The organism is Gottfriedia sp. ABJ_BB2_2, from assembly GCF_055484705.1.
In genome coordinates, this window is record NZ_JBVFKR010000004.1 from 332925 (window position 1) to 350059 (window position 17135).

The window sequence follows — 17135 nt, forward strand, 5'->3', positions numbered from 1 at the left end:
ACCCTTTATACATTGGTAGAGTTTTTTTAATTAATCTTTATTTTAACAGTCTAATGATCATTGAAATAAGATTAGTAGATTTTCATGTTTTCTTATGACATAAGTACTATTTATCAGATGATTTTCAAATTTTAATAGTCAAGTGTTACTTTTATTTTTTTACAATTTTCGTTAAAATGTTGTACTTTTAGTCAAATTGTTACTTAATTGTTAATATATTAGATGATATACTTATACAGAGAACTCAATAGTAAGGGGTTTAGTAATGAATAAAAAATCAACAAGAAAACTATCAAGTTTTGTTTTAGCTGCTTCAATTGCTGCTAGTAGTCTATTTATCTCATCTCCTCAGGTAAATAAAAGTTATGCAGCTACTAATCAAGTTGGTCAAATTAATACCTCGACCGCAATTCCAGTTTTATTTACAGGTAATGTAACAGCGACAAAAATTAATGTTCGTACAAGTCCTGTTAACACAAGTAAAATCTTTGTAACCCTAAGTAAGGGAGCAAAAGTATCAATAGTTGAAACAAGTGGTCCCTGGTATAAAATTAAGACAAGTAAGGGATATGGCTGGGTCATGTCGAATTATGTAGCTCAAGTCACTACGCTACCAGTTTTATTTACTGGAAATGTAACAGCTACGAAGATTAACGTTAGAACGAGTCCAGAAAGTACAAGTAAGGTATTTGTAACACTTAGTAAAGGTGCAAAAGTATCAATCGTTGAGAAAAAAGATCTTTGGTACAAAATTAAAACAAGTAAGGGTTATGGCTGGGTCATGTCAAAGTATGTGAGCCAAACAAATGCGGAAGTATTACCTGTCATCGATACTGGTACAATTACAGCGACAAAAATAAATGTCAGAAAAGAACCCAAAAATACTAGTACTGTATTTGTTACTTTAAGTAAGGGTGGAAAAGTATCGATTGTTGAGAAAATCAATTTATGGTATAAAATCAAAACAAGCAAGGGTTACGGTTGGGTCATGTCAAACTATGTTAAAACGGCAAATTCAACAACACCACCTACAGATGGTGATGGCCCAACAACGCCAACTATTCCAATTAAAGACAAGTTTGGTAAAGTAACTGCTTCATCGTTAAATGTAAGAAAAGGTCCAGGTACAGAATATGCAACAATTAAAGCATTATCGAGTGGTACCATTGTTGAGTTAAAAGGTGAAAATAATGGCTGGTATCAAATTGTTATCGGATCAATTACTGGCTGGGTGAGTAAATCTTACATCAAAATAGTTGATCAGCAAGATGCAGAACTTGGAGACTTTACGCTTGTCATTGATCCAGGACATGGAGGATCTGATCCTGGAACATCTTTTAAAACAAGTAGTGGTGTAACATTAAAAGAAAGTGTAATCGTTTTAAGTGTATCGAAATATTTAAAAACATATTTAAATAACTTACCGATTAACTCTTACTTCACACGTGAGACAGATGTATATCCAACATTAACACAGCGTGTTTCTTTTGCAGAGTCTAAAAAAGCAGATGCATTTATTAGTATTCATATTAATTCAACCCCTTCACATACAGGTGATGGGACTGAGACATATTACTACGGAGAAGCTGCAGCAAAAGCAACAACAGCAAGTAGAGAGAAACTACAAGATAGTATGGCATTTGCAGACTTTGTACAAAAAAGATTAGTTGAAAAGCTCAAACTAGATGATCGTGGTACGAAAAGTGGTAATTTCCATGTTATACGTGAATCATCAATGGCTTCAATTTTGACAGAATTAGGATTTGTTGATAATCCTAAAGATAATGTAAAGTTAGCTAGTGCATCATGGCAAAAAGAGGCAGCAAAAGGTATCTATCTAGGAATTCTTGATTATTTAGCATACCAAGGTTATAACGTAGATTCATATTATCTATAAGAAAATGAACTCGTTCTATTTTAGTAGAACGAGTTTTTTTGTCTCTATATTTTCATAGCAGGAATTGTTTGATTCTTAATTGTATAAAATAAATCCAAAAATGAATTATAAAGCGGATCATGAATCGTTATGATACAATGAGAAAGCCTAAAATGAGTAAATGAAAGTAAAAATAATATAATGAATATAGATTAAAGAAAGCTAGGTAACTAATGAATGAATAAATTTTCTAAGCTAGGCTTAAGTGAAGAATTAACAGAGTATTTGACAGAGCTAGGTATAAATGAACCAACGCCAATTCAAGAACAAGCGATCCCCATCGTATTTGAAGGAAAGGATTTAATCGGACAGGCACAGACAGGAACAGGTAAAACTTTTGCTTTTTTATTTCCGATTTTAGAGAAAATAAATTTAGAATTACCACATACACAAGCGCTAGTTGTAGCCCCAACAAGGGAGTTAGCGATTCAAATTACAGCAGAAGCAAGAAGGATTGTCAGTGAAGATTTTGGTGTTTTAGCTGTTTATGGTGGACAAGATGTTGAACAGCAAGCAAGGAAGCTTAAAGGTGGAGCACATCTAATTATCGCAACCCCAGGAAGATTGTTAGATCATTTAAGAAGGGGCACTATCAACTTAGGTAAAATTGATTTCTTAGTACTTGATGAAGCTGATCAAATGCTACATATTGGATTTCTACACGAAGTAGAAGATATTATTAATCAAACCCCGTCATCAAGACAGACATTATTGTTTTCTGCTACTATGCCAGAACAAATTCAATCGTTGGCTAAACGGTATATGAAAAAGCCTGAAATCATTCGAATTAAGGCAAAACGAATTACATTAGATGAAATTGAGCAAGTTGTATTTAAAACAACTGACCGCGGGAAATTTAATGCACTACTAAACCAACTAAAAGAAACCGAACCTTTTCTTGCCATCATTTTCTGTAGAACGAAGAGAAGAGCAAACAAATTAAATGAGCAGTTAAAAGGAAAAGGATTATTATCAGAAGAACTTCATGGAGACTTAACGCAAGGAAAACGAGAGAAAGTAATGAAACTATTCCGTGAAGCGAAAATTCAATATCTTGTTGCTACAGATGTAGCCGCAAGGGGAATTGATGTTGAAGGTGTAACTCACGTATTTAACTATGATATTCCAATGGATACTGAAAGCTATGTTCATCGTATCGGAAGAACTGGTCGAGCAGGTGAAACAGGTATTGCAATTACATTTATTACGCAAAAAGACTTCCACGAGATGAGATCAATAGAGAAAGAGCTTAATCTTAAAATCAAACATATTAATTTAGTTGAAAAAGACGATTCAAGACAACGAACAGATCGAACGAATCGTGAGGATGCTAGAGCTCCTCGAGCTCCGAAACGTTCGGGTAGGGAATCAAGAACAACAACAAATGAAACGCAGAATAAACGGTATGAAGAGTCAAAACAACCGGGGAATCGTACAAGAAATGAATCGAGAAGAGGGAGAAATGAACAGTCTTCTGATTATACGCGCTCTAAAACTACAGATTCAAAAAGAAAAAAGGATGTTACGTCAAAAAAACAGTCTTTTTCAAAACCTGGTAGTAGTAAACAAGACAGAGCAAGTCAACAAAGGGATCAAAGGAATGGTCGAAGTAATAAAGTAAAGTCTAAAAGAGCACCTAGGTAACTAGGTGTTTTTCATCTTGAAAATTAACATATCATAAGTAAGAATTGTAAATAATGTTTACATGATTATAAAGGAATTAAGGTGATCTAATGAGCCAATATGGATTTAATGAAAATATAGAAGTGCAAAAAATGGAAGAATTAAAGGTTTTAATAGAAGATGCTAAAGAATTTATTCCTTATGGTAAAGTTGCAGATTATATTCCTGCACTTGCTAAAGCGAATAAAAAAGATTTAGCAGTAGCTGTGTTTTTACCTGATGGGCGACACTTTGAGGCCGGTAATACTAGTACTCGTTTTACTTTACAAAGTATATCCAAAGTCATTTCATTAGCTTTAGTTTTAATGGATCGTGGGGAAGACTATGTATTTGAACGTGTGGGAATGGAGCCAACGGGTGACCCATTTAATTCAATCGCCAAATTAGAAGTACGTTCAGCTGGTAAACCTTTAAATCCAATGATCAATGCAGGTGCACTTGCAGTAACTAGTATGATAAAAGGTCATTGTGTGAAAGACAGATTTAATCGTCTACTTGATTTTATGAGAGTTTTAACGGATAACAAAGAGTTATCCTACTCCAAGGAGGTTGCAATATCAGAGTTTGAAACGGCTCACTTAAATCGCTCTCTGAGCTACTTTATGAAGGAACACGGGATTATTACAGAAGATGTTGAGTTATTATTAGATTTATATACTAGACAATGTGCGATAGAAGTAAATTGTGTTGAATTGGCAAGAATCGGACTAATCTTTGCGCTTGATGGATATGATCCTGTTTCAAAGACACAAATTATGCCTGAAAAAATTGCAAAAATCTGTAATACATTTATGGTTACTTGTGGAATGTATAATGCATCAGGTGCTTTTGCTATAAAAGTAGGTATTCCAGCTAAAAGTGGTGTTTCAGGTGGCGTGATGGGTGCAGTTCCGCGACGCTTTGGAATCGGCGTATATGGCCCATCACTTGATGAAATTGGAAATAGTATTGCAGGTATTAAATTATTAGAATTACTAGCACAAAAATATAATTTAAGTATTTTTTAAATTTCAAATTCAAAGCTAACAACAAATTAGAAAGTCTTTTATTTGTTATTTCAATGTGATTAGGAATCAAAAAAACGCTGGTCTGACTCCAATATAAGTTGTAAATCAAATGTAGCCAGTCCAGAGGTATTTCCTTTCCCACTTACCATAGAAATTGTGTATAGTAATGGTAGAGAGAAAAGGGGATAGTTGAATGGAATATTTAAGTTTGTTATTTTTTCTAGGAATCTGTGCAGCTGTAGTAGGAACTTTAGCAGGTGGTGGAGGATTAATTACCTTGCCAATGATGATTTTTTTAGGAATTCCGATTCAAACGGGAATTGCTACAAATAAGTTTGCCTCAGGATTAGGATCATTCAGTAGTATACTTTATACACTTCGGAAAAAAGATTTCAAGTATTCTTTAATCATTCAATTTATTATTGTTTCGATCATAGGTGGAGGAATTGGTGCTTATATTACAAGTATGTTAGATGAACATGTAATGAATATAGTTGCGCTCGTTTTATTATCTGGATCACTCTGGCTAACGTTCGCAAGTAAAAAGTGGAAATATGAAACTGCGAATAAAGAAAACTTTGAACATCAAACATTCGTAGATAAAAGTATTCAAACTGGTATTGGTATTTATGATGGTGGTTTTGGACCAGGTTCATCAACCTTTGCAATTTTATATTTTATTAAAAAAGGATTTACTTATGTAAATGCAGTTCAATTGGCAAGAGTATTAAATTTTGGAAGCTGCTTATCAGCTTTCGTCATTTTTTATATGACTGGACATTTTCAGTGGAAAATTGCCTTAACAATGGCAGCTGCATCCATTATAGGAAATCAGGTTGGCCTAAGATTTGCCGAATATGTACCAATTAAACTTGCAAGAATATTATTAATATCAGTTTCAGTATTATTAATTGTTCAAGTAAGTCTTAAATTATTTATATAAAAGGAAGCTGAATTGCTTCCTTTTTTTATTGAAATTAGGGATGTAAGATGTCGAAACTGCAGTACATGGTTTGATAACGATTTTATGTACTGAGGTTTGGAATCAATACATAAATTAGTAGAGATTATATGAGGATATTTAAAGCAATTTCAAACGATGTTAGGAGGAAACCATATGGTTAAACAAGTTCTCCTATTCACTGATCTCGGTATAGATGACGCATTTACAATGTTATATATACTTTTTCGAAACGATATTCAACTAATTGGTATTGTGGCCGATTACGGTAATGTTACTAGAGATAAAGCTGTATGGAACATCAATTATTTGAAGTATATTACTGGTAGACAAGAGATTCCTGTATTTCTTGGTGCATCGATCCCATTAACAGGAATTGGTGTGGAAACTTTTCCAGAGGTACATGGAGAAGCAGGGTTAGGTCCAATTATTCCTCCAAAAATAAATTATCCTGTTTATCCAATTAGTGAATTGTATCATATGAAAAATATTGATATACAAAATGTAACGATTATTAATCTAGGCAGACTTTCTTCATTGGCTACAGCATTCGTATTAAATTTAGAAATCATGCAAAATGTGAAAGAGTACATTTGCATGGGAGGTGCTTTTTTATACCCTGGAAATGTAACTGCAGTAGCTGAAGCAAACTTTCATTCAGACCCTTATGCTGCTAATTTAATTGTACAATACGCAAAAAATTTAACGATCATTCCACTAAACGTAACGCAACACGCGATTGTTACGCCTGAAATGGTACAACAAATTAATGATTTTCATCAAGTAACTCAAGATCCAGCGGGTTTGATCATTAAACCAATGCTAGATTATTATTATAATTTCTATTCAAAATCGAATCCTGGTATAGAAGGAAGTCCTATACATGACTTTTTGACTGTTTGGTATTTATTGCATCCTAATGCAGTAGGTCTGTCAAAAGTACCTATTAAAGTAATTCCCGATCAAGGTGAAGGGTTTGGTCAAAGCATTGCAGATTTACGAGCTAAGCCTGACCCAAAATATAAAACACATAGTGTTGCTTTTCAGTTCGACTATGAATTATTTAAAAATGATATAATGAATACATTCTTAACGAATCGATTTAATCATTATAAATAATGTTGTTAAAAGAGACTTGTCAGATATTTTCGGGTAAATAAGTTTGATTAATGATTTTTCTAATAGAGGTGTAAAATGAACCAAAAAGAGTATCAGTGGGTTAAACAAAATCGCAGGGTACTGCTAGATTTTTGCAGTATGTTAGATGAAAAGGATATGAATCTCAGAATTGATGGTTTTGGTTTTCAAAGTATAAAAGAAACATTGATTCACGTGGCGGATTGTTATCATGCATGGATTGGTTCTTTTATTTTACTGAAAACAAAGAAACCAATTACTCCAAAGGAACATAATGTTACTTTAAATGACATTAAGCTACGTTTTGAACAAGCAGATGAATTCGTAAATGAGTTTTTTGAAACATACTCTGAACAAATGGATGTTCTAATTCAAAAGTCAATTCCTTGGAGAGCTACTGCTGAAGTCATTTCTATGACACCTAGAAAATTAATGATGCATACAATCACACATGAGTATCATCATAAAGGGCAAATTGTATCCATGGCACGTATAATGGGATACCAGCCCCCTAACACAGATATCCTAGGAGCGGATGATTAATCATAAATGAGCTAGATAACAATTTTTCTTTATTATAGAAGCATGTTTCCATTAGGGGGAATGCTTTTTTATTTTTTGCCTTTTTCAGTGAGAGTATTGCTTTTTACATATGATATATAGACAAAAGTTGATTCCAATGGAAGAGGTGAGACTCCTATGGGAGATGCGGGAAGGTTGAGACCTCGGAGTGCAAGTAAGGTAGGTATGCTAAAACCAAGCCTTCCTGTCGTATCGCATTCATGATCTACAACGTGTAGATCCGAGGCTTAAGAATAAAACTGGTATAATATTTTTAAAGAGTACAAGCTAAGCATAGTTCAATAAGGAGGCAGGCATGGAGTTGGAGACAGCTTATATAGATACACCACTAGGTATGATGAGATTAGTTGGAAATTGTGATGGAATCGCATATATTGATTTTTTGAAGGAAAATGAAGTACTTCCAAATAAGGTAGTGCCTTCGTGTTTAACAGATGCAGCGAATGAAATGATTGAATATTTTGCTGGGAAGCGAAAGGAATTTTCGATACGCTCTATAGCAAAAGGTACAGCATTTCAGGAAAAGGTATGGAGTGAATTATTAAAGATTAAATATGGAGAAACTGCTTCATATGCTGATATTGCTAATCGAATTGGAAATCCAAAGGCAGTTAGAGCAGTTGCCAACGCAAATGCTAGGAATCCATTAAGTATAGTCGTACCTTGTCATCGAATTATTGGCTCAAATGGCAAATTAACTGGTTATGCTGGTGGATTATGGAGAAAAGAGTGGCTGCTGAAAAGAGAGAAGAATAATTAAAGGTATTGATAATAAAAGCCGGTAACGCTGTATTAAATACATTGTTACCGGCTTTATTATTTGAATTAGTCTTTTTTATTTAGTTCAGGATCGTCATTGTTTATATTAATCTCAATATTTGTTTCAATCTCATCATCTATTATTTTATCAGCAAATTTAGCTTTTTTTCTTAAGCGAATAATTCTTGCAATATTTACAACTACCACTTTACAGATGGCATATGTTGGTACCGCAAGAATCATACCCAATACTCCGGCAAAATTACCTGCAAATAATAATAAAAGAATAATTGTAAGTGGGTGGATATTTAGTTTTTTACCCATGATATAAGGCGAGATTAAGTTTGAGTCGATTTGTTGAACGATTAGAATAATCAATACAACTAGTAAAGCTAACTTTGGTGATATAAGAGCGGCTACAATGACTGCAGGAGCTCCACCAATGAATGGCCCAAAATAAGGAATGATATTTGTAATAGCAGCAACTAAACCTAAAATAAGCGCATTCGGTAACCCAATAATACTATATCCGATAAATGTACCAATTCCTACAAATATACAAACTAGCGTTTGACCTTGGATATAAGAAGCTAACGTTTCACTTGTTTCTTTTGCTATATGAATTGCTTCATTACGTAAACTTGGTGGTAAAAACTGAGACATTGCCTTAGGGAATTTGTGTCCATCTTTAAACATGTAAAATAAAATGAATGGAACTGTTAAAATGATTAAAGTTACATTACTTAATACACTAAAAATGGCTCCAATGCCGCCTGTAATCCCACCAATAAAGACAACAGCATAATCAGCAACCTTTTGTTCTATATCTTTAATCTCTACATAATTCTGACTACCTAACCAATCTTCTAATAGTCCTAGTTGATTTGTTGTTTGATCCACAATTCTTGGCATATTATTTACCAAATCTTTAAACTGTTCCATTAAAGTCGGGAATACATTAACAATAGATAGGACGGCGATTAAAATCAATCCAACATATAAAATGATAATGCCAATCGATCTCGGTATTTTTTTTCGCTCTAAGAAATCAATAATTGGAGCGAATAGGAAGTAAAGAAAGACTGAAACAAGTATTGGAGCGAACAATGTACTAATTAAGATAGCAATTGGTTGAAATAAGAATGTTATTTTCGTTCCAACAAATAATACTAGAAATAATAATAGTAGTTCGATCGTCCAAAATAATAATTTTGAATTTCTAAACAATGCAAAGTCCTCCTTTTCGAAAATTTATATAAAGTGTAAATATATATAATATTTTAAATGTCTTATATAACTACCATATTATAACAAAAAGAGATGCTTGTAAAAGCACCTCTTACTCATTTGGTTCTGTTATTGTCTTCATCGTACCTGTTTTATATTTGTTATTGCTATAGAATCTGAATAAGTCTCCATACACAATATTATCTGAAAGTGTTAATTCTTTTTTCGCTTTATCAATTAATTGTTTAGACTCTTGTTCATCAACTTCAACTTTCTCACCAGTAAATCGATCGTAGAAGGTAGTAGACCCAGCTACATAATAATATTTACTTGTTACGAAGCTACCATCTCGGAAAACTGTAAATTCAGGATGATTTGGACTAAATAAATCTTTTCCAAATTCTATATCAGTTTTCGTATCGACACCTAGTAGATGTAGAATAGTAGGTTTAACATCGATTTGACCTGCGATTTTTGAAATTGTTTTACCTGACTCTTGTTTTGGTAAATGAATAATTAAAGGCGTACGTTGTAAGTCCATATGATCATATGGAGTGATCTCTTCTTTACCTAGGAATTGAGCCATTGCTCTATTATGATTCTCTGATATACCGTAATGGTCACCATACATGACAATAATTGTATTGTCGTAAAGACCGGAAGATTTCAAACCATCAATAAAATGTTTAATTGATTCGTCCATATATCGAACCGTCGTTACATAGCGATCTAATGTTTCATCGCCAGAGTTGTATTGATCAATAAATTGATCTTCAGGATCTAGTGTAAACGGATAATGATTAGACAAAGTTAAAAAGCGAGAGTAAAACGGTTGTTTTATCTGATTTAATAAAGGTAATGATTGTTGGAAGAAATCCTCATCCTTCAATCCCCAGTTAACAGAGTTTTCATCATTAATATCGTAATCTACTTCATTGAAGTAGCGATCATAACCTAGAGTAGGGTACATTACATTTCGATTCCAGAAACTTTTATTGTTTGCATGGAATACTGCCGAATAATATCCTTTATCTTTTAATAATTCAGGTGTGCCCATAAACTCATTATTAGCATGAGTGAAGTATACTGCGCCACGATCTAAAGGATATAAAGAGTTATCAATGATAAACTCAGCGTCTGATGTTTTACCTTGACCTGTTTGGTGATAGAAGTGGTCAAAATAATAACTTTCTTTAATGTATTGATTTAAAAACGGTGTAATTTCTTTACCATTTACTTTTGCACCGATTGTAAAGGTTTGCATTGATTCAAGTGAAATGACAATTACATTTTTACCTTTGTATTTTCCGAAAAGTTTGGCATTTGTTTTTACACCATTAGTATTTACATAGTTTTCAATCTCAGTTAATTTACTGCTATCAGCAAAAGCCTTTTGTGTAGAGGTTTTTGTCTGAAGTGATAGGTCATAACCTTGATAAACATATAACCCAAGGTTTTTCACTAGCATTTCTCGGTCAAATGAACGTGTTAGTAATTCAGGTCGTTCCATTTCTGCTAAACCTAAGTTTACAACTGCAACAGCGACAGTGACTAAAAAGTAAGCTGATTTCATAAAAGCCGGAACTCGACCAGTATTTGAAAGTTTTGGATATTTTTTTAATAAGATATAAAGGATAACGATATCAGCAAACATAAAGAAAATTTTAAAACTTGCTAATTCCTTTACGCTTGAACCTAGGTCTCCCATATTACTTGTTTGAAAAAGCACTGGTAAGGTAACAAAATCATTAAAGAATCCATAGAACAATACATTTCCACATAATATAGCAGTTAGTACAAAATTGATTAAAAGAGCAATCGTATTACGTTTATTACCTTTAAAGAAAAGTGCAAACCCGACTAAAAATAGCGAGGATGCTAATGGACTAATAAATAATATTATATTTTGGAAAATAGTATCAATCTTTAAATCAAATCCAATAAGAGTAACTAAATACGTTTTTAGCCAAACTACTAATGCAACTAGTAATACGAACCGTACACGTGAAAATGTTGCCTTTAATGAAGTAGGCATCTTATAATCCCCCTTAAATACAAAACAAACTAGCAGTCACTCACTAGCTTTTATTGAAAATATGCTTCTCTCTAAGTCGTCAAAATTTATCGTACTCTCTTTAAAATCAAAAATCAATAGGTAAGTATGTTTTGCATTGTAAATCCGTTCGACAAAGTATTTAAAATTTCCAAAAAAATGAAAGAAATAGGCAATTAAAAATCAAATGCCTATTTCTTCTTCATTTTATGGACAACTTATTTAATCTATGCTTCTTAATAGTAATTTTTTTAGTAAAGGTTTTAATTGAAGTCTCAAATCCTCAGTACCAGAAGCGATTAAAAAGTGATGTTGATATATATTTTTCATTAATTGTACTGTTTCATCTTGATGTTCATCTTCTTCAATAAATGTACCAATTACTTCTATGCCTAATTTTCTAGCTTGTTTTACAGCTTCATGAGTATCGATAATGCCGTCTTGGAAGTAATCTAATGCAGAAGGTTCACCATCTGTAAAAACTAGTAAAAACTTGTGTTTTTCGGGTCTTTTAGCTAATTCTTCCGAGACGATACGAATCATTAATCCATCCCGATTATCTTCTTCCTCATGTAACTGCATGATATTCGGTCCCGTAGAAGGGTAAAGGGACTGTGAATATGGTATAACCTGGTGCAATATATTTGGCTTGTTTTCCTTTGATGCATTTGATGCATCTTCCCAAAATCCACTTATACTGTGTGAAATCTTTAATTGCTTTAAAGTTTCATGGAATAGAATGACACTCTTTTTTACTTCATCCATCTTATTAAACATTGATCCAGAACAATCAACTAATAGATAAAAGACAGCATCTAATTCCTTTGATTCTGTTTGTTTTTTATAAAACATTTTTGGTTTATCTTCGGTAAATAATTTGATCCATTTTTTATTTAGACGACCGTAGTACTTATCAGAGGGAGCATTTTGCTTATTTTCTAATGATTTTTCAATCGTTTTTCTTAACTCTTTGACATCTTTTGACACAATTGCAGATAAAGTGGAATATTGTTTCTTTTCATCAATTGTTTGTTGTTTAGGTGAAATATATTGGATTGAAACATTACTATTATATTTACCAAATGGGTTTTGGTGAATATTGTTTGATGTATTTGCTGATTCAGTTGCATCAGTTTGCTTAGACTGTTTGTTATCACCTTGTTTAGATGAACCAAATGCATTACCGATAGCTTGGTCCTGGCTTTCTTGCTCTCTAGCAAAGTTTGCTTTTATGGCTGTTTTTGTTCCACTCTCAACTTCAAATCGTAAAAAGTTATCATCATTTTCGTTATTTTTACTTTCTCTATGCCAAGTTGATAATTTTTCGTCTTCGCTATTTCGTTCTTCAAGTCCTTCTTGTTCGTCATCATTTTGTAATTCCTTTGCCTTACTGTTACATGATGGCGCGCTTGATAACTTATTTAATGGAAGATAACCAAAATACGTATGAATCATATCTTCCTTATATATAGGAAGTAACCTTTGCTGGACTTGAAATAAAATAGAAGAAATATCGCTCGTTTTTTTAGCTTCAAACGTTTGAAATAAGATTGGTAGAATTTCTTCTAATTGTTCATTTGTTTGATATGTTAGCTGAGATGAAGTTAATGATAAATAGATTAAACAATACAATTGGTCAAGCTGAAAATTACGCATTTCATTTGCTTTAAATTGTGATTGGAAATAGTGTCTATATATATTTTTTCGTGTAGAAAATAATTGTCTTGTCCCTGGTCTTTGTCGAATAATTATTTCTTCTAATCGGATATCTTCAAGGAGAACATAAAGTTGTGTAAAAAAGCTTTTTAAATGCGTTTCATGTAACTCTTTTAGCGTATCTTTAAATTCTTTAAAATCTGTATAATGTTTATTTCCTAATGCTTTTAAATACACATCTGACTTTAATCCATTTATTTGGGCTTGATATTCTTGATTGTCCCAAAAATGACTCACAGTAAACTTTTGTTCCTCGTCGTCATAGTATGCTTGGAAATCAAATTCTAAAAATGCTTGAGGATCTTTAGAAAGAGAAATCGATAAATTCTCCATTTGTAAAAAGGTGGAAGCATCGATTTTTTTATTATTAAATACTACATGTTTCATCTGATTTCACTCATTTCAAGAAAGAAAATAACTTTCTGCTAGTTCACGTACCGTTTCTCGTTCAATATCGTCACTAAGCTTAGCAATGATTGTACGTTCAATCGCTCTTAGAACAGGGATATGAACAGATAAATCACACGCGTCTAGTATTCCTCTGATACTTGCAGCGTCCTCACTAATTCTTCCTTCAGAAGCAAGTGGGATTAAGTCACTTGAGAAGCTCGTAAATTTGTTTAATAGATCCATATCTTGTAATTCTGATTCATCCTTAAGAAGTTGAAGTAAAGATTCTCCATTAATATATGGCACATCAATAATGACAAAACGATTTTTTAATGCTTCATTTAATTCGCTTGTACCTACATAACCTTCATTAATTGCTGCAATAACGCGGAAGTTTTCATCGCCTTTAACTACTTCTTGTGTAAATGGATTGGTAATCATTTTACGGTAATCTAAAGCTCCGTGTAGTAAGGGTAATGTTTCAGGTTTAGCCATATTAATTTCATCTATATATAACATATGTCCTTTTTTCATTGCTTTCATTAGTGGTCCGTCAATAAAGATTACTTCTGATCCATTTGTTGTGGAGGTGATCGTATTGTATCCAACGATTCCTTCTAAATCTAAATCAATAGAACAATTTATACTGTGCATTGGTTGATAAAGTAATTTTGAAAGGGTTTCAGCTAAAACTGTTTTTCCACTTCCAGTTGGTCCTTTTAATAGAATATTTTTGCCAAGTAAAAGTGCAGTAATTGCATCTTCTAATATTGTAGCGTCTTGTGATACATATTGTTTTGTTCCGATAAGTAATTGTTCTTCTTGTAATACTTTTTGAAGTTGATTTTTATATATTGTATTTAATTTTTCATTAATTGAATTAGAAAGATTAATTTGTGTATTCATATATACTCCTTTTTATTTAAAGATCCTGGTTAATGTTCTAACTTCCATTAGCTTGGTGTGAAGGGACAACTCCTGACGAGATGCATTAGTCAGATTTCTACAGTAGCCCTCGCACATTAAACAGTACCAGTGCCTAATTTATAAATAATCAAAATGATTATGTCATTTATTTTATACTAACCATACTATTATCACATATTCTGATTGTGAATGTCTTGTCTTTGAAAAAGAAGATGTTTAATTTGTAATACAGGTTATATATTTTGAGTATAACAGTTTGGGTAATAACTTTAAAGTTTTGGAGAATGAATTAAATTAGGAAATTCTTAGTAAAATTCAGTTGTACTTTAAAGAAATCGTTTCATATACAGTGCTTCATAACACCTTGCTCAATATTTCACAATATATACATAATCAGAGTGATAGATCTTCAACATCATATGATAAATTAAATGTGTAATCTGTTATATAAATTGTAAGCTTTCTGTATTAACTGGAAAAGAGGAGGAATATAGGGATGAATCATTGGAGACTTTTTGAAAGTGGACGCTGGGAAAAATCGATTGATGTAAGGGATTTTATTCAATTAAACATTAAACCTTATATTGGTGATGAGACATTTTTAGTTGGTCCAACCCATGCAACTAGAGAGCTATGGGATCAGGTACTACAATTATCAAAAGAAGAGCGTCAAAAAGGTGGAGTTCTAGATATGGATACGAAAATTGTATCAACTATTACTTCACATGGACCAGGATACTTAAACAAAGAGCTTGAAAAAATTGTAGGTTTTCAAACAGATGAACCTTTTAAGCGATCGCTACAACCATTCGGGGGTATTCGAATGGCAGAAGCAGCTTGTGAATCATATGGTTATAAAGTAGATGAGGAAATAAGTAGAATTTTTACTGAATATCGGAAAACACATAATCAAGGTGTATTTGATGTTTACACAGATGAAATGAAAGCAGCACGTCGTTCAGGGGTAATTACTGGTTTACCGGATGCATATGGTAGAGGCAGAATTATAGGTGACTATCGTAGAGTTGCATTATATGGAATAGATAGATTAATTGCTGATAAAGTGAATGCTTTGAAGATGACGAGTCGTGTCATGTCGGAAGAATTATTAAGAGAACGTGAAGAAATAAATGAGCAAATTCGAGCATTGAAAGAATTAAAACAAATGGCCGCAAGACACGGATTTGATATTTCAGAACCAGCTTCAAACGCAATTGAAGCATTTCAATGGTTATATTTTGGCTACTTAGCTGCGATCAAAGAACAAAATGGTGCTGCGATGAGTCTAGGTAGAGTTTCTTCTTTCTTAGATATTTACATTGAAAGAGATATGAAGGAGAACCGTTTAACTGAAATTGAAGCGCAAGAGTTGGTAGACCATTTTGTGATGAAATTACGTTTAGTAAAGTTTGCAAGAACGCCAGACTATAATGAATTGTTTTCAGGAGACCCTACATGGGTAACAGAATCGATTGGCGGAGTTGGAATCGATGGCCGCCCGTTGGTAACTAAAAATTCATTCCGTTTCTTACATACGTTAGATAATCTTGGACCAGCACCAGAGCCAAATTTAACAGTGCTTTGGTCAGTTAATTTGCCTGTTGGATTTAAACAGTATTGTGCGAAAATGTCTATTAAAACAAGCTCAATTCAATATGAAAACGATGATATTATGCGTCCTGATTATGGAGACGACTATGGTATAGCTTGCTGTGTTTCAGCTATGACGATTGGAAAGCAGATGCAGTTCTTTGGTGCTCGAGCAAATTTAGCCAAAGCTTTACTATATGCAATTAATGGTGGTATTGATGAGAAATTAAAAGTCCAAGTTGGGCCAGCTTACGCGCCTGTAACTTCAGAGTATCTTGACTATGATGAAGTAAAATCTAAGTTTGATATTGTATTAGATTGGCTAGCAGGTTTATATGTAAATACATTAAATTGTATTCACTATATGCATGATAAATATAGTTACGAACGGATAGAAATGGCGTTACATGACATTAAGGTAAAACGTACAATGGCAACTGGGATTGCTGGCTTATCAGTTTGCGCAGATTCATTATCTGCTATTAAACATTCAAAAGTTAAAACGATACGTGATGAAAATGGAATCGTTGTGGATTTCGAAATTGAAGGGGACTATCCAAAATATGGAAACAATGATGATCGCGTTGATGACATTGCAATTGAATTAGTCGAAAGCTTTATGGCGAAGGTTAGAAAACATAATACGTATCGAAATGCAATTCATACTACATCAGTCTTAACGATTACTTCTAATGTAGTTTATGGCAAGAAAACTGGAAACACACCTGATGGAAGAAGAGCAGGAGAACCGTTCGCTCCAGGTGCAAACCCACTACATGGACGCGATACAAAAGGTGCATTAGCATCGTTAAGCTCAGTTGCAAAGCTACCTTATGAAGATTCGCAAGACGGAATTTCAAACACATTTTCAATCGTACCAAATGCATTAGGAAAAGAAGAAAATACAAGAACCCTCAACTTAGTAGCCATGCTAGATGGATACACAGAAAAAGGTGGTCACCACCTCAATGTCAACGTATTCAACCGAGAAACACTACTAGAAGCAATGGAACATCCTGAAGAATATCCACAATTAACAATTAGAGTATCTGGCTACGCAGTAAATTTCATAAAATTAACCAGAGAACAACAAATAGACGTCATCAACAGAACATTTCACGACAGTATGTGAATAGAAAAGTGGAGGCGACTGTTCTGCTCCGACAA

General features: G+C 33.1%; 12 protein-coding genes. 8 read left to right on the top strand and 4 right to left on the bottom strand.

Going from position 1 to position 17135, the window contains the following annotated elements; all coding sequences use genetic code 11:
* The first annotated feature begins 265 nt into the window (after window positions 1–265).
* From ACX6U0_RS12395 to ACX6U0_RS12425, 7 genes are all read left to right on the top strand, one after another.
* Window positions 266–1897: an N-acetylmuramoyl-L-alanine amidase gene (locus ACX6U0_RS12395; RefSeq protein ID WP_464960239.1), complete on the top strand. Its 1632-nt coding sequence runs from the start codon at window positions 266–268 to the stop codon at window positions 1895–1897.
* A gap of 216 nt (window positions 1898–2113) precedes the next feature.
* Window positions 2114–3580: a DEAD/DEAH box helicase gene (locus ACX6U0_RS12400; protein ID WP_464960240.1), complete on the top strand. Its 1467-nt coding sequence runs from the start codon at window positions 2114–2116 to the stop codon at window positions 3578–3580.
* Window positions 3581–3711: 131 nt separating this feature from the next.
* Complete coding sequence (glsA, locus tag ACX6U0_RS12405; RefSeq protein ID WP_464960283.1) at window positions 3712–4626, top strand: glutaminase A; 915 nt, start codon at window positions 3712–3714, stop codon at window positions 4624–4626.
* 193 nt (window positions 4627–4819) lie between these two features.
* Window positions 4820–5569 (top strand): sulfite exporter TauE/SafE family protein, encoded by a 750-nt coding sequence (locus tag ACX6U0_RS12410; RefSeq protein ID WP_464960241.1) that lies wholly within the window; start codon window positions 4820–4822, stop codon window positions 5567–5569.
* Window positions 5570–5743: 174 nt separating this feature from the next.
* Window positions 5744–6706: a nucleoside hydrolase gene (locus ACX6U0_RS12415; protein WP_464960242.1), complete on the top strand. Its 963-nt coding sequence runs from the start codon at window positions 5744–5746 to the stop codon at window positions 6704–6706.
* Window positions 6707–6781: 75 nt separating this feature from the next.
* Entirely contained in the window at window positions 6782–7267 is a 486-nt protein-coding gene (locus ACX6U0_RS12420; RefSeq protein WP_464960243.1) for a DinB family protein, read from the top strand.
* Window positions 7268–7607: 340 nt separating this feature from the next.
* Entirely contained in the window at window positions 7608–8066 is a 459-nt protein-coding gene (locus ACX6U0_RS12425; protein WP_464960284.1) for a methylated-DNA--[protein]-cysteine S-methyltransferase, read from the top strand.
* Between the two features lie 65 nt (window positions 8067–8131).
* On the opposite strand, the gene ACX6U0_RS12430 is transcribed toward ACX6U0_RS12425, so the two are convergent.
* The 4 genes from ACX6U0_RS12430 to ACX6U0_RS12445 form a co-directional block, all read right to left on the bottom strand.
* Window positions 8132–9292, bottom strand: coding sequence for an AI-2E family transporter (locus tag ACX6U0_RS12430; RefSeq protein WP_464960244.1), 1161 nt, complete (start codon window positions 9290–9292; stop codon window positions 8132–8134).
* 112 nt (window positions 9293–9404) lie between these two features.
* The gene (locus ACX6U0_RS12435; RefSeq protein WP_464960245.1) at window positions 9405–11327 is read right to left on the bottom strand and encodes an LTA synthase family protein; all 1923 of its coding nucleotides are present in this window, start codon (window positions 11325–11327) and stop codon (window positions 9405–9407) included.
* Window positions 11328–11567: 240 nt separating this feature from the next.
* On the bottom strand, window positions 11568–13448 hold the full coding sequence (locus ACX6U0_RS12440; RefSeq protein ID WP_464960246.1) for a vWA domain-containing protein: 1881 nt from the start codon (window positions 13446–13448) through the stop codon (window positions 11568–11570).
* 15 nt (window positions 13449–13463) lie between these two features.
* Window positions 13464–14357 carry an ATP-binding protein gene (locus tag ACX6U0_RS12445; RefSeq protein ID WP_464960247.1) on the bottom strand — a complete coding sequence of 298 codons (894 nt, stop codon included), beginning with the start codon at window positions 14355–14357 and terminating at the stop codon, window positions 13464–13466.
* A gap of 517 nt (window positions 14358–14874) precedes the next feature.
* Between ACX6U0_RS12445 and pflB the strand changes: the two genes are divergently transcribed.
* Window positions 14875–17100, top strand: a complete 2226-nt coding sequence (pflB, locus tag ACX6U0_RS12450) for a formate C-acetyltransferase (RefSeq protein ID WP_464960248.1) — start codon at window positions 14875–14877, stop codon at window positions 17098–17100.
* Window positions 17101–17135: the final 35 nt, after the last annotated feature.